The 18922-nt window shown below is 33.6% G+C and carries 22 protein-coding genes; 21 read left to right on the top strand and 1 reads right to left on the bottom strand.

Annotation, left to right across the window (positions count from 1 at the left end):
* The coding region (locus DW269_RS08485) for a hypothetical protein (protein ID WP_199412131.1) at positions 1 to 400 on the bottom strand (400 nt) is incomplete at its 3' end.
* A gap of 329 nt (positions 401 to 729) precedes the next feature.
* On the opposite strand from DW269_RS08485, the gene DW269_RS08480 reads away from it, so the two are divergent.
* From DW269_RS08480 to DW269_RS08380, 21 genes are all read left to right on the top strand, one after another.
* Complete coding sequence (locus DW269_RS08480; protein WP_117459368.1) at positions 730 to 1422, top strand: glycerophosphodiester phosphodiesterase family protein; 693 nt, start codon at positions 730 to 732, stop codon at positions 1420 to 1422.
* The gene (locus DW269_RS08475; RefSeq protein ID WP_117459367.1) at positions 1422 to 1694 is read left to right on the top strand and encodes an RNA-binding S4 domain-containing protein; all 273 of its coding nucleotides are present in this window, start codon (positions 1422 to 1424) and stop codon (positions 1692 to 1694) included. The genes DW269_RS08480 and DW269_RS08475 overlap by 1 nt, the downstream gene beginning before the upstream one ends.
* A gap of 72 nt (positions 1695 to 1766) precedes the next feature.
* Positions 1767 to 2054 carry a septum formation initiator family protein gene (locus tag DW269_RS08470; protein WP_117459366.1) on the top strand — a complete coding sequence of 96 codons (288 nt, stop codon included), beginning with the start codon at positions 1767 to 1769 and terminating at the stop codon, positions 2052 to 2054.
* 34 nt (positions 2055 to 2088) lie between these two features.
* The gene (locus tag DW269_RS08465) at positions 2089 to 2853 is read left to right on the top strand and encodes an alpha/beta hydrolase (RefSeq protein WP_117459365.1); all 765 of its coding nucleotides are present in this window, start codon (positions 2089 to 2091) and stop codon (positions 2851 to 2853) included.
* A 2-nt stretch (positions 2854 to 2855) separates the two neighbouring features.
* A complete protein-coding gene (locus DW269_RS08460; protein WP_117459364.1) occupies positions 2856 to 3677 on the top strand; it encodes an HAD family hydrolase in 822 nt (273 codons plus the stop codon).
* A 3-nt stretch (positions 3678 to 3680) separates the two neighbouring features.
* Positions 3681 to 4511 (top strand): Cof-type HAD-IIB family hydrolase, encoded by an 831-nt coding sequence (locus DW269_RS08455; RefSeq protein WP_117459363.1) that lies wholly within the window; start codon positions 3681 to 3683, stop codon positions 4509 to 4511.
* Positions 4498 to 5154 carry a uracil-DNA glycosylase gene (locus DW269_RS08450; protein ID WP_117459362.1) on the top strand — a complete coding sequence of 219 codons (657 nt, stop codon included), beginning with the start codon at positions 4498 to 4500 and terminating at the stop codon, positions 5152 to 5154. The genes DW269_RS08455 and DW269_RS08450 overlap by 14 nt, the downstream gene beginning before the upstream one ends.
* Positions 5154 to 6359: a folylpolyglutamate synthase/dihydrofolate synthase family protein gene (locus DW269_RS08445; protein WP_117459361.1), complete on the top strand. Its 1206-nt coding sequence runs from the start codon at positions 5154 to 5156 to the stop codon at positions 6357 to 6359. Before DW269_RS08450 ends, DW269_RS08445 begins: the two co-directional genes overlap by 1 nt.
* Before the next feature lie 174 nt (positions 6360 to 6533).
* Entirely contained in the window at positions 6534 to 7661 is a 1128-nt protein-coding gene (locus DW269_RS08440) for a glucose-1-phosphate adenylyltransferase (protein WP_117459360.1), read from the top strand.
* Between the two features lie 14 nt (positions 7662 to 7675).
* Positions 7676 to 8785 carry a glucose-1-phosphate adenylyltransferase subunit GlgD gene (gene glgD, locus DW269_RS08435; RefSeq protein WP_117459359.1) on the top strand — a complete coding sequence of 370 codons (1110 nt, stop codon included), beginning with the start codon at positions 7676 to 7678 and terminating at the stop codon, positions 8783 to 8785.
* A complete protein-coding gene (gene glgA / locus DW269_RS08430) occupies positions 8785 to 10215 on the top strand; it encodes a glycogen synthase GlgA (RefSeq protein WP_117459358.1) in 1431 nt (476 codons plus the stop codon). Before glgD ends, glgA begins: the two co-directional genes overlap by 1 nt.
* Before the next feature lie 49 nt (positions 10216 to 10264).
* Entirely contained in the window at positions 10265 to 10585 is a 321-nt protein-coding gene (locus tag DW269_RS08425) for a hypothetical protein (RefSeq protein ID WP_117459357.1), read from the top strand.
* Between the two features lie 243 nt (positions 10586 to 10828).
* On the top strand, positions 10829 to 12172 hold the full coding sequence (gene cysS, locus DW269_RS08420) for a cysteine--tRNA ligase (protein ID WP_117459356.1): 1344 nt from the start codon (positions 10829 to 10831) through the stop codon (positions 12170 to 12172).
* A complete protein-coding gene (locus DW269_RS08415; RefSeq protein WP_117459355.1) occupies positions 12172 to 12570 on the top strand; it encodes a Mini-ribonuclease 3 in 399 nt (132 codons plus the stop codon). Before cysS ends, DW269_RS08415 begins: the two co-directional genes overlap by 1 nt.
* Positions 12567 to 13292, top strand: a complete 726-nt coding sequence (gene rlmB, locus DW269_RS08410) for a 23S rRNA (guanosine(2251)-2'-O)-methyltransferase RlmB (protein WP_117459354.1) — start codon at positions 12567 to 12569, stop codon at positions 13290 to 13292. Before DW269_RS08415 ends, rlmB begins: the two co-directional genes overlap by 4 nt.
* 14 nt (positions 13293 to 13306) lie before the next feature.
* Positions 13307 to 13933: a sigma-70 family RNA polymerase sigma factor gene (locus DW269_RS08405; RefSeq protein ID WP_117459353.1), complete on the top strand. Its 627-nt coding sequence runs from the start codon at positions 13307 to 13309 to the stop codon at positions 13931 to 13933.
* 48 nt (positions 13934 to 13981) lie between these two features.
* On the top strand, positions 13982 to 14131 hold the full coding sequence (rpmG, locus tag DW269_RS08400) for a 50S ribosomal protein L33 (RefSeq protein WP_006505734.1): 150 nt from the start codon (positions 13982 to 13984) through the stop codon (positions 14129 to 14131).
* A 13-nt stretch (positions 14132 to 14144) separates the two neighbouring features.
* Complete coding sequence (gene secE / locus DW269_RS12760; protein WP_022425227.1) at positions 14145 to 14444, top strand: preprotein translocase subunit SecE; 300 nt, start codon at positions 14145 to 14147, stop codon at positions 14442 to 14444.
* A 1-nt stretch (position 14445) separates the two neighbouring features.
* Positions 14446 to 15045 (top strand): transcription termination/antitermination protein NusG, encoded by a 600-nt coding sequence (gene nusG / locus DW269_RS08390; protein ID WP_022425226.1) that lies wholly within the window; start codon positions 14446 to 14448, stop codon positions 15043 to 15045.
* A 78-nt stretch (positions 15046 to 15123) separates the two neighbouring features.
* The gene (locus DW269_RS08385) at positions 15124 to 15828 is read left to right on the top strand and encodes an ABC transporter ATP-binding protein (RefSeq protein WP_117459352.1); all 705 of its coding nucleotides are present in this window, start codon (positions 15124 to 15126) and stop codon (positions 15826 to 15828) included.
* The gene (locus tag DW269_RS08380) at positions 15822 to 18866 is read left to right on the top strand and encodes an FtsX-like permease family protein (RefSeq protein ID WP_117459351.1); all 3045 of its coding nucleotides are present in this window, start codon (positions 15822 to 15824) and stop codon (positions 18864 to 18866) included. Before DW269_RS08385 ends, DW269_RS08380 begins: the two co-directional genes overlap by 7 nt.
* Positions 18867 to 18922 lie beyond the last annotated feature (56 nt).

The raw sequence follows: 18922 nt of genomic DNA, 5'->3' as shown, positions 1-18922 counted from the left end.
AATATGGAAGTATGAGCTTATTCCCTTTAAGTCTTACAAATCCAATGACAAGTGTAGTATATCCATCCTTCGGAAGATAGCGTGGAAGTTTGCAGTCCTTAAGTGCATACTTTCCCTGCTTTGCCTTTTTAAGAAGACCAAAGAATGATTTAAATGAGCCATCTACTTCCTTCAGTATCTGCTGTGCCATATTGGAATTAAGCGTTCTATAGTTATCAGACGACTTCAGAAGTGCATAGTTCTTCTCATAATTGAGATACTTGCCTTCTGCAAAGTAGTGCTGTCTGATATTATAGATTGCCTGATTAGTAAGATTCTTTGCAATATGACATAATTCCTTGATGGAACGATAGTCTTCCTTAGACAGATGCTTTACCTGCTGTTTGACTGTAAGATACATATATTTAGCCTCCTTTTTATAGATTTAGGAAAAAAAAGCTTCCCATATATTTTATACTCTCACTATTCCAAAATTTCTCAAACAAATTCATCATCGGCATTCATTACCCACCTATGTTTTATATTGAGATGGGGATTTCTGCCGTTTCTTTAGATAAATTTGTTTTCTCGTAAATCCTTTAATTTAGAATTAACCTTTTATGGCTATCTTTATTACAGAAAGATGTTATAATGGAGTAGGAAGAGAACATTAGCACCTGCCGATTCTCTTCAACTGCCTCATGCCAGTGACCTGAACGCTGGCTTTTTTTGTTAGAAAGGGTGATTATAATGCAAAGATTAGCACATAGAGGGTATAGTGATTTATTTCCAGAAAACACAATGTCTGCTTTTGAAAAAGCAGTAAATTCTTCATTTGAAGGTATAGAAACAGATGTACAGATGACAAAAGATGGCGAACTTCTGTTACTACATGATGATAAGATCAATCGTACAAGTAATGGTAAAGGTGTTTTAAGAAATATGACATTTAAAGAAGCACGTCAATATAATTATAATAATAAGATGGATATCACAGAACAGATTCCTACGCTTGATTCTCTCTTGACATTACTTGATTCTACCGATAAATTATTGAATATAGAAATCAAGGATACTGTATCTAGTGGTCTTGAAGAAAAACTAAGAGATGTGATTATGAAACATCATATGACAGATCGTATTTATTTTTCTTCTACAAGTCTAGAAAGATTATTAAATATGCGTGCTTTAATGCCTGATTCTTATTATGCTTTAATTGTACTAAGAGGTTATAAGAAGTGTAAACAGCAGGTGATTGATCATCATTTAGATGGTATTCATAGTCGTTATTCTTATTTAACACATGAAGAAATAGTAGATTTAAAAAGTAGACATATTAAAATAGGTGCCTGGACAATTAAAGAAAAAGAACAGTATGACTTCTTTAAGAAAGAAGATATTGATTTTATATTTGCGAATGGATTATTTGAAGAGGATAAATAATGAGATTAGATAAATTTTTAAAGTTATCACGTATTATTAAGAGAAGAACATTATCTAAAGAAATAAGTGAAGCATCACGTGTTAAAGTAAATGGTAAAGTAGCTAAACCTGCTACTAAATTGAAAATTGGGGATGAAATAGAAGTTAGCTTTGGACGTACTATTTTAACATTGAAAGTATTGATGCTTAAAGACCATGTATTAAAGGATGAAGCATCTTCTCTTTATGAAATTATTAAAGAAGAAAAAGTAGAAGAAGAAACTATTTACTAAGAGCCTTTTGTAAGGTTCTTTTTTTAATAGCAGAATAATGGTATAATGCGAGTAGTTAAGGAGTTGACTCGAATGGCTAAAAAGAAAAGAAAAATGGGTAACATATATGGAATTGTCTTTCTTATAATTTCTGTATTTCTTATTTATACTTTAATCGCAAAAGTACAGCATATCCAGGCTGAAAAGGTCACTTATCAGAAACTTGTTGTACAAGAGAATGAATTAAAGAAAGAAAAAGCAAAACTTTCAAAAGAAGTAAATAGTTTAAATGATAGTGATTATGTAGTACGTTATGCACGTAGTCATTATATATTTTCTAAAAATGGTGAAGAAGTCATTATTCTTCCAGAAAATAAATAAGCATGAGGCTTATTTGTTTTTGTAAGGAGATTATATGTTTCAAAAGATTTATAATAAATGTAGAAATAAAAATATAATTGTATATCTTCCTGATGATTATTATCAAAGTGAAGAGAGATATCCTGTTCTTTATATGAATGATGGTCAGAATGCCTTTTTTGATGACCAGGCTTATATTGGTGTCAGCTGGGGTATGGAGGATTATTTAAAAAGAAGTGGGATGAAGGTCATAGTTGTGGCTATTCCCTGTGTCTTTAGTGAATATGGTCGTGCAAGTGAGTATGGGCCATGGGATGTTGAAAGTGGTACATTAATGCGTGATGATTCTCATGAGATAATTAAAGGTACAGGAGAAGACTATTGTCAGTGGCTGATTCATGATTTGAAGCCCTCTATAGATCGCCGCTTTCGAACTATTAAAGATAATACTGCTATGGTAGGAAGTTCTTCTGGTGGTATTATTACAGCGTATGCCTGTATGAAGCATCCAAATGTATTTCATAAAGGTGCTGCAGTTTCAACTGCTTATTGGCTCTATCAAAAGGAATTTATTGATTTAGTGAAGACAAGTGACCTAAGTGGAATTGAACGTTTCTATTTTGATGTAGGTGGTAAAGAAGGTTATGATGATGATTCTTTAAGTCAGGATTATTTATGGTCTAATAATGAAATGGAATATTTAATAAGACAAAAAGGAATTGACTATATGTATCGTGTCTTTGAACATGATGTACATAGTGAAGCCTGCTGGAGAAATAGAGTACCAGTCTTTATGTCTTATTTATATGGAGGAAAATAATTATGTATCAAATGATGCTATCGGATTTAGATGAAACACTTCTTATAGGTCAGCATGTCCCTGTATTTAATCAGGAGGCAATACATGAGGCTAAAAAGCATGGTTTGCGTTTTGTAATTGCAACGGGACGATCTCATAGAATGATTGGGGATATTCTTAAAGAAATTGGTACATATGATATGCCTGGTGAATATTCTATTTGTTTTAATGGTGGTCTTGTAATAGAGAATAAAGACTTTAAGATTCTTCATTTCCAGGGGCTTGATTATAAATTATTAAGGAAATGTTTTGATTATGGATGTAAAGAAAATCTTTGCATGCTCGTTTTCACATTAGACTGCTGTTATATTTATAATCCAGATGAATTTGAAGTAAATAGAAAGATTGAACAGAAAACGCCAATGAAGGTGATATATGATCATGAGATTGAATTCTTAAAAAATGAATCTATCGCAAAGATTCTTTTGGTAAAGAGAGATATGAATTATTTGAAGGAATTACGTGATGAGATGTATCAGGATATTGGAGACCAAGTAGAACTCACTTTCTCTTCTGAACGTTATCTAGAATGTAATGCGATTGGTATTAATAAGGGTGTAGGTTTAAAGTGGCTTGCAGATTATTTGAATATTGATATTAATGATACAATTGCGATTGGCGATAATTATAATGATGTGTCAATGATCAAGGAAGCAGGACTAGGAGCCTGTGTGAGCTGTGCTCATGATGATATTAAAGAAATCAGTGATTATGTCTGTGAAAAGAATTTTGATGAAGGTGCAGTGAAAGAAGTAATAGAAACATTTGTATTAAAGGGGGCATAAGAGATGGAATATAAATTAATTGCAAGTGATTTAGATGAAACTTTATTAAACGATGACCATGTTGTACCAGAAAGTAATATTTATTGGATTCAAAAAGCAGTGAAGGAACGTGGTGTGAAGTTTGTGCCAGCAACAGGAAGAGGTTATATGCAGATCTTGCCTGAACTTACACAGTTAGGTTTAAAAGATATGGAAGGAGAATATGTTTTAAGCTTTAACGGTGCTGCTTTAACTGAGAATAAAGATAATCGTATTATTGAATTCAATGGCTTAGGATTTGATAAGATGAAGGAAATCTTTGAATTTGGTTTAAAACAGGATGTCTGCATACATGTTTATACAAATGATACACTTTATGTATATAACTTAAGTGAATCTGAAGCAGAAAGAATTAAGCACCAAAAGCTTGAAGTTGTTTATCCAAAAGAAAATAGTGTTGATTTCTTAAAGGATGCCACTATCGCAAAGATTTTATATCAGAATGTGGATGTGCCTTATTTAATGAGCTTAGAACCAAAAATGGCAGACATTACTAAAGGATGTTCAGTAAGCTATTCTTCTAACCGTTATATGGAATTCAATAAGGAAGGCGTAGATAAAGGAGTAGGACTCCAGCATCTTGCAGATCAATTAGGTATCAAGATAGAAGAAACTATTGCGGTTGGAGATAACTATAATGATATGGCAATGCTTAAAAAAGCAGGTTTAGCTGTCGCTGCAGGTAATGCAGTTGAAGATGTTAAAAAAGCATGTGACTACACAACGCATGCAGATAATAATGAAGGTGTAGTCGCAGAATTAATTAAGAAGTTTATTTTTCATGAAGACATTTAAATCTATTATTGAAAATGAAGCCAAACAGCCTTACTATCAAGCATTACATAAATTTGTAGAAGCAGAATATGCTTCTAAAACAATATTTCCTCCTCATAATCATATATTGCATGCATTTAATTTCTGTGATTATGAAGATATAAAGGTTGTTATTATAGGTCAGGATCCTTATCATGAATTACATCAAGCCAATGGTTTAGCTTTTAGTGTGAATAAAGGCGTACGCATACCACCTTCACTTGTGAATATTTATAAAGAAGCTCATGATGATGTAGGTATTGATATACCAAATCATGGTGATTTGACAGCATGGGCAAAGCAGGGTGTTCTTCTTTTAAATACTGTCTTAACAGTACAGGAAGGATATGCAAATTCTCATAAGGGTAAAGGCTGGGAAATCTTTACTGATCATATTATTGAAGAGATGAATAAACGTGAAAAGCCTGTTGTGTTTATTTTATGGGGACGTCAGGCAGAAAACAAAGCCAGTATGATTGATACAAATAAACATTGTGTCATTACAAGTGCGCATCCATCTCCTTTGAGTGCTCATCGTGGTTTCTTTGGCTCTAAGCCATTTTCTCGTACTAATGAATTTCTTGTTAGTCAAGGGATAGAACCAATAGATTGGAGGATTGATTAATGTTTAGAAATATAGATAAAGCAATCGCATATATTGAATCTAAGAGACATAAGAATACAATTGAATCATTTAGAAGAATTCTAGAAGAATTAGGCATTGATACAAAACAGAAGAATATGATTCATATTGCAGGTACAAATGGAAAAGGCTCTACAGTGAACTATCTAAGAAGTATTTTAAATGCGCATGGATATCATGTAGGAACATTTACTTCTCCTTATATGATTAAGCATAATGATCGTATTCGTATTGATGATCATCCTATTAGTGATGAAGATTTACTTGCACTGATTAATAAATATGAATCAGTCATTGAAGAAAAGAATCTATCTATGTTTGAAATTGATGTTTTAATCATGCTAGATTATTTCTCTACTCATGACTTAGATTATCGTATTATTGAATGTGGTATTGGTGGTGCCAATGATAAGACAAATGTCATTCAGCCAATTATTAGTGCAATCACTAATATTGGGAATGACCACTTAGATCAGATTGGTCCTAGTCTTTATGATGTCATTAATGAAAAGATGGGAATCATTAAAGAAGGACAATACTTTATTACAAGTGAAGTAGAAGGAACAGTACTTGCAAGATTACAGGAACAATGTGATGCAATGGGTGCGACAATGGTTGTTGTACCTGAATATCAGGTATCACGTTATCCATTCCATTTCCGTTATCGTGATATGGCCTTTACTTTAAAGAATCAGGGAATTTATCAGATTGCGAATGCACGTTTAGCTCTTACTATTGCGAATAAACTTATTACTTTAGATTCAGAAACAACTGAAAAGGCGATAGAAAGTGCTGTATGGTATGGTCGTTTTGAAATGATGACTGTAGCAGGACATCAAGTTATTCTTGACGGTGCGCATAATACGGATGGTATTAAAGCGTTACTAAGTACAGTGCAGTATGTCCGTACTGAAGATACAGTCTTTATCTTTTCAGGTTTAAAGGATAAGGATGTAGATGAAATGATTGAACTGATCGATGAAGCAGGTTATCCAATTTATTTGACATCATTTAATGATGAACGTGCATCTGATCTAGATGGTTATCGCAGCTTTAGTTCTGTAACTGTAGTCCCACATTTTGCAGAAGCTATTAAAGTCGCATTACTTAAGCATGATCAGCTTGTTATTACAGGTTCACTTCATTTTATTTCTTCGGTAAGAAAATATCTTAAACAGAACTATTAAGTCAGACTTACACGTAAGTCTGACTTTTTATATTTAAAATGTAATAGATGTGTTGTATAATGATTTTAGTAATTTGAGGAAATTGGATCTTATAACTATCATAATTGCAACAATTGTGATAGAATAGATTTATCCAAAAGAAAGCGATTACATTTTTTAGGAGGAGATAGAGAAATGGGTAAAGAAATCGTTGCTATGATCCTAGCCGGTGGCCGTGGAACAAGATTAAAAGAATTAACTGCGAAAGTTGCTAAACCTGCTGTCTACTTTGGTGGTAAATATCGTATTATCGACTTCCCACTAAGTAACTGTGCCAATTCAGGTATTGATGTAGTAGGTGTTTTAACACAGTATGAATCAGTACTACTAGGAACTTATGTTGGTTCTGGTACTAAATGGGGTCTTGATGGTAATAACTCACTTGCTGCAATTTTACCAGCACGTGAAAGAGGAGAAGTAGGTGCTACTTGGTATGCAGGTACTGCTGATGCAATTTATCAGAATATTAGCTTCTTAGATCAGTATGATCCAGAATATGTATTAATCTTATCTGGTGACCATATTTATAAGATGGATTATGAAGAAATGTTGAATGTGCATAAAGAAAAAGGTGCAGATTTAACTGTTGCTGTACTAAATGTTTCATTAAAAGAAGCAAGCCGTTTTGGTATCATGAATACAGATGATAAAGGCTATATTTATGAATTCGAAGAAAAACCAGAAAAACCAAAATCTACATTGGCTTCAATGGGTATTTATATCTTCAGTTATAAAGAATTACGTAAATACTTAATTGCTGATGCAGCAGATGAAAACAGTAAGCATGACTTTGGTATGAATATTATTCCTGCCATGCTTGCAGATAAGAAGAAGTTATATGCTTGGACTTTTGATGGCTATTGGAAAGATGTAGGAACTGTTGAAAGCTTATGGCAGGCAAATATGGACCTTCTTGATGATAAAGAACTTGATCTTTATAACATCAAGAAAGATTGGAAGATCTATTCAGAAGATACACTTGGTAAACCACAGTTAATTGGTAAAGATGCAAGTGTAAAGAATTCATTAGTTACACAGGGATGTGTTGTTAATGGTGAAGTTGAAGGATCTGTTTTATTCAATAATGTTAACGTAGGTGAAGGTGCTAAGGTTATTGATTCAGTATTAATGCCTGGTGTTCTTATTGAAGAAGGCGCTGTTGTCAAGAAAGCAATTATTGATGAAGGCGTTGTAGTTAAAGCTGGAACAGTTGTGAATGATGAAGCAAAAGAAGTCGCTTTAGTAAGTGACAATGGCAGATAAGGAGTGAAGAGCAAATGGCAAATGTAGTAGGATTAATCAATTTACACAGTGATGTATCTTTGAAAGGATTAACAGAAAGACGTCCAGTTGCTTCAGTTAGCTTCTTGGGTCGTTATGGTGTTATTGACTTCGTATTATCTAACTTTTCAAACTCTCGTATTGATAAAGTTGGTATTTTAGTAAAAGAAAAACCAAGATCATTATTGAAACATATTGGTTCTGGTAATGCATGGAACTTTAACTCTAAAAGAGGTGGTATTTCATTATTATATGATGAAAAATATGCAAACAGTAACATGTACAACCATGACATCAACAATATGTTAGAAAATATTGCATTCTTAGAAAAATCAACTGAAGATTATGTTGTTATTTCTCCAGCACATATCATTACTACTATGGATTTCTCTGATGTTGTAGAAGCACATGAAAAATCTGGTTGTGATGTGACTGTAGTATATAAGAAAATTAAGAATGCGAATGAAGCATTTATCGGTTCTGATTTCTTAAAGATTAAGGACAAGCAGGTTGTTGATTTTGAATTAAATAAAGGTAATCGCAAGGATCGTTCAATCTCACTTGAAACTTATGTAATTAATAGAAAAGCATTAATCAAGATGCTTTATAAAGCACAGAAAGTATCTGTATTCTACGATTTAAGAGATACTTTAAATTATTTAAAAGATGAAATGAAGATCAACGCTTATGAATATAAAGGATTCGCAAAATGCATTGATTCATATGCAGCTTACTTCAAGACATCTCTTGAATTCCTTGATATCGATGTATCAACTCAGGCATTCAAGTCTAACTGGCCAATTTTCACAAATACTAACGATACACCACCTTCAAAGTATCTGAAGGATGCTGAAGTAAAGAGCTCTTATATTGCGAACGGTGTATTTGTTGATGGAACTGTAGAAAATAGTATCTTAGGACGTAATGTTAAGATTGGTAAAGGCGCTGTTGTTAAGAACTCTATCCTATTTAGTGGTTCTTCAGTAGAAGCAGGTGCTCATCTTGAAAATGTTATTATGGATAAAGATGCTAAGGTAAAACATGTAAAAGAACTTATTGGCGATGCAAGTGATCCATTGTATGTCAAAGAAGGTGACATTGTCTAATGAGAATCGTTTTTGCTGCTGGTGAAGCACTTCCTTATATTAAATCTGGAGGGCTCGCTGACGTTATCGGTTCTTTACCAAAAGAACTTGTGAAGAAAGGTCATGAATGTTATGTCATTCTTCCTAAGTATCAGGATATCAAGTTTCCAGAAACTTTAGAATATGTGACTAACTTCTATTTATGGGTAGGATGGAGAAGATGCTATTGTGGTGTCTTTAAGGCAGTATATGATGGTGTGACTTATTTCTTTGTGGATAATGAACAATATTTTAGAAGACCTGGTTTATATGGGTATGATGATGATTATGAAAGATTTGCATTTTATGACTTTGCAGTTCTTGAATGCTTATCTCGTTTAAATATCATGCCAGATATCTTGTCATTACATGACTGGCAGACTGCTATGATTGCGCCTTTATACAAAGAAAGATATTGCTATTATGATTTCTATGGTAATGTGAAGATTACATTCACAATCCATAATATCGCTTATCAGGGTAAATGTGATCCATTCTTATTGAATGATCTATTCGGTTTAGATAACTACTTATATTACAACGGTAATGTACGTAATGATGATTGCATGAACATGATGAAAGCAGCTATTCTTTATTCAGATGCAATTACAACTGTTTCTCCAACTTATGCCAAGGAGATTCTAACAGATGCTTATGGTGAAGGATTACAGAGTATCCTTGCTATGCGTAAAGATGATCTTTATGGTATTTTGAATGGTATCGATTATGATACAAATAACCCAGAAACAGATCCAAATATTCCTTACCATTTCAACGCTAATAGCGTTTATACTGAAAAGGTGAAGGATAAGCTTGCATTACAGGCTGAGGTAGGATTGCCACAGGATCCTGATGTTGCACTTATTGGTATTGTAACTAGATTAACATGGCAGAAGGGTTTAGACTTGATCCTTAATCGTATGGAAGAAATCTTACAGAGAAAGGTTCAGTTATTAATTCTTGGTGCTGGTGATAAGAAATATGAAGAACCATTAGAAGAAATTGCTGGTTTTGGTAATCCAAAGATTTCATTACAGTTAAAATATGATTTTGGTTTATCTTGTCGTATTTATGCAGGCTGTGATATGTTCTTAATGCCTTCATTATTTGAACCATGCGGATTATCTCAGATGATGTCTTTACGTTATGGTACAATTCCTATCGTTAGAGAAACTGGTGGATTAAAAGACAGTGTTCAGCCATTCAATGAATTTGATGGTACTGGTACTGGATTCAGTTTTGCTAATTATAATGCTCATGAAATGATGGACACTATCGATTATGCATTACATATCTACTATGATGATAAAGATCAATGGAATGGTTTAATTTATCGTGCTATGACTGAAAAATTAGACTGGGACCGTTCAGCTGATGAATACTTAAGAGTATTTGGTTCATTACTTGGTTAATACAAAGATGGGGGAGTTTCCTCCATCTTTTTGCTTAGGAGATGATATTATGAGTATATTAGATAAAGTCAAAGAGTTTGCTGAAAGTGAAGAAGTACAAAAAGGTATTCAGAAGGTAAAAGAGAATACAGAAGAAATATTAAGAGAAGAGAACGTTAATAAATGTGTTAATCGTGCGAAAGAGGCAGCAACCACTATTTCTGAATCAGACACTTATAAGAAAGCGAAAGAAGGTATAAAAAAGGTCACAGAGACAGAAGAATTCAAGGATGGTATGAATGATTTGAAAGACTTTGGAGCCAAAAGTCTTTCTCTTACATCCAAAGGTTTAGATAAGCTTTCAAAAAAATTAACTGATACAAAGAAATAAGAACGGCGTTTGTCTTGAAGAATAGGCGATAATTTGATATAGTGAAATAAATTATAGATGAGAATGAATAGAACAAGAAGCTTACAGCGAGGATGAAGTGGTGAAAGCATCTAGTGGGAGGTTCTAGGATGCACCCATCTGAGTCTTTTTGAAAGAAAGAACGTTTGACTTGCGTTAAGAGTGAAAAGCTATGGTAAGGTGGATCGTCTTTATCATGAGCTTTTTTTATTTGAGGAGGATGTTATGAGACTATTTAACACATTAACAAACAAAAAAGAAGAATTTAAGCCTATTGAAGAAGGTAAAGTTTCTATCTATATTTGTGGTCCTACAGTTTATAACCATGCTCATATTGGGAATACACGCCCAATGATTGTGTTTGATGTATTAAGACGTACTTTTGAATATTTAGGTAATGATGTGACTTTTGTATCTAACTATACTGATGTAGATGATAAGATCATCAAAGCCGCTAAAGCAGAAGGTATTACAGAAAAAGAATTAACTGATAAATATATCAAAGCATATGAAGATGTCAGAGCAGGATTAAACATTGAAGATCCTACATATAAACCAAGAGTCACTGAAACTATGCCTGAAATCATTGATTTCATCCAGGCACTAATTGATAAGGGTTATGCTTATGAAGTAGATGGAGATGTTTATTTCCGTGTTACTAAGGTTAAAGAATATGGTATGTTATCAGGTATTAAGGTAGAAGATTTGATTGCGGGTGCAAGTGATCGTACTCTATCTGAAGATGACAAGAAGAAAGAAAGTACAACTGACTTCGCATTATGGAAGAAAACAAATGAAGGTATTCAGTTTGATACACCTTGGTCAAAAGGTAGACCAGGATGGCATACTGAATGTGTTGTCATGATTAATAAGCTATTCAAAGATGGTAAGATTGATATCCATGGTGGAGGACAGGATTTAAAGTTCCCTCATCATGAAAATGAAATTGCTCAGTCCATGGCTTATAATGGACATCCTATCGCCAACTATTGGATGCATAACCAGATGATCAATATCGATGGTGAAAAGATGTCTAAGTCTTTAGGTAATGTATTATGGGCTAAGGATTTAATTGTAGAATTTGGATGCAATGTATTCAAATGGTTGATGTTATCTACTCACTATCGTAATCCATTAAATATGACAGATGATGTCATTGCAGGCGTACGTAAAGAAGTATCTAAAGTAGAAAATGCGACTAAGAATGCATCTTTATATTTACAGGTGAATCATGTTCCTGCTCATGATTATAAGAAGGAAACTGTGGATGCAATGGTCAATGCATTAGAAGATGATTTAAATACATCTCTTGCATTAACACAAGTATTAGATCAGGTAAAAGTACTTAATCAGGTGATGCGTGTGAGAGAAAAAGACAATGATGTCATTGCGACTGAATATGCAACTCTTGTTAAGATGGGGGATGTTTTAGGCTTCTTATTTGAAGGTACTAAATTATCTGAAGAAGATATTGCTTTATATGAACAATGGAATGCTTACAAGAAAGAAAAGAACTTTGATGAAGCAGACCGTGTTAGAAAAGAATTAACTGAAAGAGGCATTCTATAATGCGTCCAGAGCTAATGAATGCGCTCGCTGTTGCTTATTTAGGTGATGCAGTCTTTGAAGTATATGTCCGTGAATATTTACTCACAGAGAAGGGAATTATGAAGCCTCATGAATTACAAAGAGCTTCTGTTAAATATGTCAGTGCTTATGCCCATGCAGGTTTTATGAAATATGCCCTCTCTAAAAACTTCTTTACTGAAGAAGAAGTACGTTTATTCAAACGCGGACGTAATTGCAAAGGACATTCAGTTAAGAATAAATCAGTTGTTGTTCATAACCAGTCTTCTGGTTTTGAATCAATGGTTGGACATCTTTATCTCACTAAGCAGACAGAAAGATTAGATGAAATATTTGAATTATTTAAGAAATATGTGGAAGAAGAGGAAGTGACAAAGTGAAAGAATGGATTTATGGTAAAAACACCGTCAGAGAACTATTAACAGGACCTAGACCGGTTTATGAAGTTATGATTCTGAACCAGTCAAAGAATGATGATATTGTGAAGTTGTGTCGCAAGAATAATATAAAAATGAGGATGACGGATAAAAATGGCTTTATTAAACTTGTAGGGAATGTAAACCATCAAGGTGTAATGGCTTTAATTGATGGTTATGACTATACACCTTTAGAAGATATCGTACGTAACATTCCAGAAGGGAAACAGCCACTCTTATTAATGCTTGATGGTATGGAAGATCCTCACAACCTAGGGGCTATTATTCGTACATGTGATGCAATTGGTGTAGATGGTGTTATTATTGGCAAGAAGCGTTCTGTTGGTTTAAATGCGACGGTTGCAAAGGTATCAACTGGCGCTATTGACCATGTTCCTGTGGCTCAGGTAACTAACTTATCTCGTACTCTAGATTCTTTAAAGAAAGAAGGATTCTGGGTAGTAGGTTGTGAATTAGATAACTCTACAGATTATCGTGCTGTAGATTACAATATGCCACTAGTTCTTGTGATTGGATCAGAAGGATTTGGTATTTCTCGTTTAGTAAAAGAACATTGTGATATGAATGTCATTCTACCAATGGTAGGTCATGTCAATTCACTCAATGCCTCTGTAGCTACTGCCGTATTACTTTATCAGGTATATAACTCACGTCATCCTCTCTAAGAGGAGGATGATCTATGGATGATCGTACATTAAAGGAACTGATTTATTTAGCAAGATCTAATGATCCTGTCGCATTACAATATCTTTATAGTTATTATGATGCTTTAGTCAAAGCAGTGATGAGAAAGATGAAGTATATCTCATCTATGTCTCTAGAACCACAGGATTTATTGCAGGTAGGATTGATTACCTTCGATAAAGTATTCTGGAGCTATCGTGATGACTTGGATACTACATTTGATGTATATGCGAAAAGCTGTATTATTAAAAAGATGCAATCATTACTCAAGAAACAATATACTTTCTTTACTCGTTATGAAAAGAAATCTGTTTCTCTAGATAAGATTGTGAACTATGAAGATTCACGCACTTATGGTGAATTGATTGCAGATCAAAAAGTGGAGTACTCTCCACAAAAGGCACAGAATCTAGAAAAAATCTGGGAACTTATTTATGCGATTATCCAGAATGAGACATCAGAAAGAGATCAAAAGATCTTTCATCTTGTTTTATTAGGATATCCTGAAAAAGAGGTGGCACTGATGCTTAATATTTCAATAAAGTGTGTTTATAACAGTGTTTATCGTGTAATGACTAAATTAAGAGCACATCCATTAGGGGAGTTCTTAATTATCAATTGACGATATTGTGTATTTATGATAAATTAATTTAGGTTAAGGAGTGATAAGATGAGAGAAAAGGTAATCTTAGTATGCACGGAATGCTTATCACGTAATTATTCAGTTTATAAGAATAACAGAACAAATGTAAAACGTTTAGAATTACGTAAGTACTGCAAGAAATGCGGTAAGCATACGATACATAGAGAATCGAAATAAGGAGGCTGCATCCATGGATGATAAGGCTAGAAAAGAAAAGCTTAAGCAGGAACGCAAGGAGCTTAGAAAAGCAAAAAAATTAGAACGTCAAAGACGTTTAGAAGAACAAGAAGATAAGAATCCATTAAAATTTAAAGAATGGTTTTCTCTAAAAGGTATTCGTCAGGAAATTAAAAATGTTCATTGGTTAACAAAGAAAGAATTAGCTCGTGATGCATTTGTAGTACTTGCATTTACAGTAATTCTAGGTGTTTATTTCTATGGCGCAGATGCATTAATTGCATTAATTTTAAAGACATTGGGGTTAAGTTAATATGGCAGAAGAATTAGAAACTAAAGTAGAAAATACTGAAGAAACTCATGATTCCAATAATGAAGGAAGACAATGGTATGTTGTTAATACATATTCAGGTCATGAAAATAAAGTAAAAGAAAATCTTGAAAAACGTGTTGAATCAATGGGACTTCAGAATATCCTTTTCAATATTGTGATTCCAGAACATGTTGAAACAGAAATCAAGAACGGTAAGAAAGTGAACAAGACAGTAAATATGTTCCCTGGTTATGTTCTTGTAGAAATGATCATGACTGATGAAGCTTGGTATATTGTTCGTAATACACCAGGTGTTACAGGATTCATCGGATCATCTGGTGGAGGGGCTAAACCTTTCCCAGTAAATAAGAGAGAATTAGATCCAATCTTAAAGTCAATGGGTGTACAGACTACAGCTGTAGAAATTGATTTTGGTGTAGGTGATTATGTAGAAGTTCTTGCTGGACCATTTGCAGCTAAGAGTGGTAAAGTAGAATCTATCGATAAAGAAAAAGAAACAGCAACAGTACTTGTTGATTTCTTAGGTAACCTTACTCCTATTGATTTGGAATTAATTCAGCTTAAGAAGATCGAAGAATAGACGTGCTTATGCATGTCTTTTTTTTGTGCTTGAAGATAAAAATGGTATCACTTACAATAATGTTAGGAGGTTAAGTGTATGGATGCATTTATTGAACTAAAGAATGTTGTGAAAAGCTATACAATGGGAGATGTCACTATTTATGCAAATAATGGTGTGAATTTTAAAGTAAATAAAGGTGAATTCACAGTTATTGTAGGTGCCTCTGGAGCTGGTAAAACAACTATATTAAATATGCTTGGTGGCATGGATACACCTACAAGTGGCACTATTGTTGTAGATGGTCATAATATTGCGACTTATGATGATAAACAATTAACAGATTATAGAAGAGATGATATTGGCTTTGTATTCCAGTTTTATAATCTTGTACAGAACTTAACAGCATTAGAAAATGTAGAACTTGCTTCTCAGATTTCTAAGGATCCACTTAATTCAGTAGATATTCTAGAACGTGTTGGTCTTGGAGACCGTAAAGATAACTTCCCAGCACAGTTATCAGGTGGAGAACAACAGCGTGTAGCCATAGCCCGTGCTATTGCAAAGAATCCTAAACTATTATTATGTGATGAACCAACAGGTGCACTTGATTATCAAACAGGTAAATCAATTCTTGGTTTATTAAGAAGTATGTGTGATAACTATGGAATGACTGTAATTGTTATTACACATAACTCAGCCCTTGCCCCAATGGCTGATCAAGTCATACATCTTAAGAATGGAAAAGTGGAAAGACAGGAATATAATGAACATCCTGAATCCATCGATAATATTGAATGGTAAAAAAGAAATTCTATTGGAAAACTGTCTTTAAGAACATCAGTCAGTCTAAAGGACGTTTCTTTTCCATCTTCATGATTATATTCTTAGGTGCTGCAGTCTTTTCAGGATTAAGAAATACCCCTTATACAATGGCTTCAAGTGTAGATACATATCTCAATAATCATAATTATGCCGATCTTACTTATATTGCGACACTTGGCTTTTCTGATGAAGATGTCGCAAAGGTAAGAAGCCTTAAGGGTGTGAAGAAGGTTGTACCATGTTATCAGTTTGATGCTTTATTTTCACATAAGGATGGTAAATCAGGTGTCACTGTTTATTCACAGGATCACTATGATCAAAATATGCTGGATCGTCCTGAAATAGTAAAAGGACGTTATCCTAAAAAAGAAGATGAATGTATTATTGATGTCAATCTAGGTAAATACAATTACAAAATTGGTCATACGATTGAACTTTCTAATGATAATGGGACTAAGACATATAAGATTGTAGGTATTGTGAAAGATCCACGATATATCAGTAATGTAGATAGAGGCACCAATACACTAGGTGATGGAACCAATAGTGGATTTGTGGAAGTATTAAATGATGGGGCAAGAGAACTTGGATTGAACCAGAAGGTGGCTCAGTTAAGAAACAATGATCATCTTTATACCTCTTTACTTGTAGATGTAGAAGGTGCCAAGAAGTATGATTTATTTAGTTCTGATTATGATGATATGATTGAAACAGTAAATACACGTATCAAGAGTACATTATCTGAAGAAATAAGTGATCAATATGATCAATTAACAGGAGATATGCAATCACAGTTAGATGATGCAAAGAAACAATATGAAGAAGGTTATCAGGAATATAAGCGTAATCTAGATTCTTTTAATTCACAGATATCTGAAGGAAAGGTGAAGTTAGCTCAAGCACGTATTCAATTCTATGAACAAAAGAAGGTCTATTTAAAGAAAGCCTCACAGGTTACTCAAGCCTCACAGCAGGCTTATAATGAAACTAAAAAAATAGATCAGGAAATCAAAACACTTCAGAACTCTATTAAAGATACTCTAGGTAGTATTAAGGATAAAGAATCAGCAGAGGATGCTTATACAAAGATACTTACTGAGATGAATGAAAGTTTGGGTCAGTTTAATCAGAAACTTCAAGGCGTAGGCCAATTACTAGAAGGGCGTATACAATTAGAAAAAGCCCAATCACAATTAGATGAAGCTGAAGCAGAACTTAATATCCAGCAAAGTAAACTTGAAGTCACAGAGAATAATGCGAAGGTTCAGCTCAACACAGCAAAAGAGCAGCTAGATCAGGCAAAAGCACAAATAGAACAAGCAGAATCACAATTAAGTCAGATTCCCAAAGGCACTCTATATTCACTTACTAAAAGTGAAAATGTCGGTATTGCGACTTATGAATCCTATAAACAGGCCATTGCATCTATTGCACAAGTATTCCCACTCATCTTCTTCTTAGTAGCTGCTTTAGTTTCTCTTACAACTATGACACGTATGATAGAAGAACAAAGAGGCTATTGTGGAACACTTCGTGCACTAGGATATAGTAAAAAGGATGTTATAATGCAATATATTGTCTATGCTTTTCTAGCAACATTCTTTGCCTGTATCTTAGGCATATTAGTAGGTAATCAGGCATTCCCTCGTATTATCTATTTCTTATTCACATATTTAATGTATGGCATTAATCAATCAGCAGTACTGGTACAGAAATGGTCTATTTCACTTGTAACTATACTTATTTCTGTTGGTGTTACATTACTTGCAACATTAAGTGTCTGTTTACAGGAACTTGTTTCTACACCATCTGTCTTGATGCGTCCTAAAGCACCTAAGGCAGGTAAAAGAATACTGATGGAACGTATACCTTTTATCTGGAAACGATTGAACTTCAATCAGAAGGTGACTATGAGAAACTTATTCCGTTATAAAAAACGTTTCTGGATGTCTGTCATTGGTATTGCGGGATGTACGGCGTTAATCATGTTGGGATTTGGTGTTAAGAACAGCTGTTCTGAAATCATTCCTTCACAATATGTAGAAGTATATAAATATGATGCACTTATTAAACTTAATAGTAATGTAGAAGATACAAAAAAGATTGAAAATAAGATCAAGCGTCTAGAAGGTATTCATAATTTAACGAGTGCTATGCGTCAAAACATTACAGTACTAGGCAATAGTGAAGATTATTATAGTACGATGATTGTGTATGACAATGCGGATGAAATTAAGAATTTTATTCACTTTAAGGATTATAAAACAAAAAAGAAGATTATCTTAAATGATGAGGGTGTTGTTATCTCACAGAAGCTTGCGGAAAAGCTGAATGTGAAAAAAGGAGAAACATTTACTTTCTCTCTTAATAATAGTAAATACACAGTCAAGGTGGCAGATATCGTAGAACACTATGTCAATCATCAAGTCTATATGAGTAAGACTTTCTATGAAAATCTGACTGGTATGAAACCATCTGCTTCTATACTTTATGTAGATATGAATACAAAGAAATCAAATATCAACGCCTTGAAGAACTATCTTGATCATCATGATATTGGTAGTATGGAACGACTCACTGCAACACTTGATGAATTCCAGCAAAGAATGTCTTCATTAAATATTATTGTTGCCATCTTATCAGGATGTGCTGCCTTACTTTGTTTTATTGTTCTTTATAATTTAACGAACATCAACATTGGCGAACGTAAAGGTGAAATCGCAACAATCAAGGTATTAGGATTCCATCGTAAAGAATATTGTGACTATATCTTTAGAGAGAATATCATTCTTTCTTTGATTGGTGCATCACTTGGTATGTTCTTTGGTTATTTCCTTCATCGATTTGTTGTATTGACGGTAGAAATGGATAATATGTTATTTATTCGTACAATGCCGCTTTATATCTATTTAATTGCGTTTGGTATGACAGTGGGCTTTACAATTATTATCAATTTGGCGATGCGTCATATTCTTGATCAAGTGAATATGGTAGAGTCTTTAAAATCAATTGAGTAAAAAAACCCGAATTGCAAGCAGAAACTGGAAATAAGAAGATAAATTAGTTTTTGTAG

The sequence above is a fragment of the Catenibacterium sp. AM22-6LB genome (genome assembly GCF_003435615.1).
GTDB classification, from domain to species: domain Bacteria; phylum Bacillota_I; class Bacilli_A; order Erysipelotrichales; family Coprobacillaceae; genus Catenibacterium; species Catenibacterium mitsuoka_A.
Note: the sequence above shows the minus strand (reverse complement) of the source record. Positions and strands in the feature narration are given on the sequence as shown.

Excerpts from the sequence above, each read along its gene's own strand:
- DW269_RS08480 (WP_117459368.1), top strand. The coding sequence starts at position 730 with ATGCAAAGATTAGCACATAGAGGGTATAGTGATTTATTTCCAGAAAAC.
- DW269_RS08475 (WP_117459367.1), top strand. The coding sequence starts at position 1,422 with ATGAGATTAGATAAATTTTTAAAGTTATCACGTATTATTAAGAGAAGA.
- DW269_RS08470 (WP_117459366.1), top strand. The coding sequence starts at position 1,767 with ATGGCTAAAAAGAAAAGAAAAATGGGTAACATATATGGAATTGTCTTT.
- DW269_RS08465 (WP_117459365.1), top strand. The coding sequence starts at position 2,089 with ATGTTTCAAAAGATTTATAATAAATGTAGAAATAAAAATATAATTGTA.
- DW269_RS08460 (WP_117459364.1), top strand. The coding sequence starts at position 2,856 with ATGTATCAAATGATGCTATCGGATTTAGATGAAACACTTCTTATAGGT.
- DW269_RS08455 (WP_117459363.1), top strand. The coding sequence starts at position 3,681 with ATGGAATATAAATTAATTGCAAGTGATTTAGATGAAACTTTATTAAAC.
- DW269_RS08450 (WP_117459362.1), top strand. The coding sequence starts at position 4,498 with ATGAAGACATTTAAATCTATTATTGAAAATGAAGCCAAACAGCCTTAC.
- DW269_RS08445 (WP_117459361.1), top strand. The coding sequence starts at position 5,154 with ATGTTTAGAAATATAGATAAAGCAATCGCATATATTGAATCTAAGAGA.
- DW269_RS08440 (WP_117459360.1), top strand. The coding sequence starts at position 6,534 with ATGGGTAAAGAAATCGTTGCTATGATCCTAGCCGGTGGCCGTGGAACA.
- glgD (WP_117459359.1), top strand. The coding sequence starts at position 7,676 with ATGGCAAATGTAGTAGGATTAATCAATTTACACAGTGATGTATCTTTG.
- glgA (WP_117459358.1), top strand. The coding sequence starts at position 8,785 with ATGAGAATCGTTTTTGCTGCTGGTGAAGCACTTCCTTATATTAAATCT.
- DW269_RS08425 (WP_117459357.1), top strand. The coding sequence starts at position 10,265 with ATGAGTATATTAGATAAAGTCAAAGAGTTTGCTGAAAGTGAAGAAGTA.
- cysS (WP_117459356.1), top strand. The coding sequence starts at position 10,829 with ATGAGACTATTTAACACATTAACAAACAAAAAAGAAGAATTTAAGCCT.
- DW269_RS08415 (WP_117459355.1), top strand. The coding sequence starts at position 12,172 with ATGCGTCCAGAGCTAATGAATGCGCTCGCTGTTGCTTATTTAGGTGAT.
- DW269_RS08405 (WP_117459353.1), top strand. The coding sequence starts at position 13,307 with ATGGATGATCGTACATTAAAGGAACTGATTTATTTAGCAAGATCTAAT.
- rpmG (WP_006505734.1), top strand. The coding sequence starts at position 13,982 with ATGAGAGAAAAGGTAATCTTAGTATGCACGGAATGCTTATCACGTAAT.
- secE (WP_022425227.1), top strand. The coding sequence starts at position 14,145 with ATGGATGATAAGGCTAGAAAAGAAAAGCTTAAGCAGGAACGCAAGGAG.
- nusG (WP_022425226.1), top strand. The coding sequence starts at position 14,446 with ATGGCAGAAGAATTAGAAACTAAAGTAGAAAATACTGAAGAAACTCAT.
- DW269_RS08385 (WP_117459352.1), top strand. The coding sequence starts at position 15,124 with ATGGATGCATTTATTGAACTAAAGAATGTTGTGAAAAGCTATACAATG.
- DW269_RS08380 (WP_117459351.1), top strand. The coding sequence starts at position 15,822 with ATGGTAAAAAAGAAATTCTATTGGAAAACTGTCTTTAAGAACATCAGT.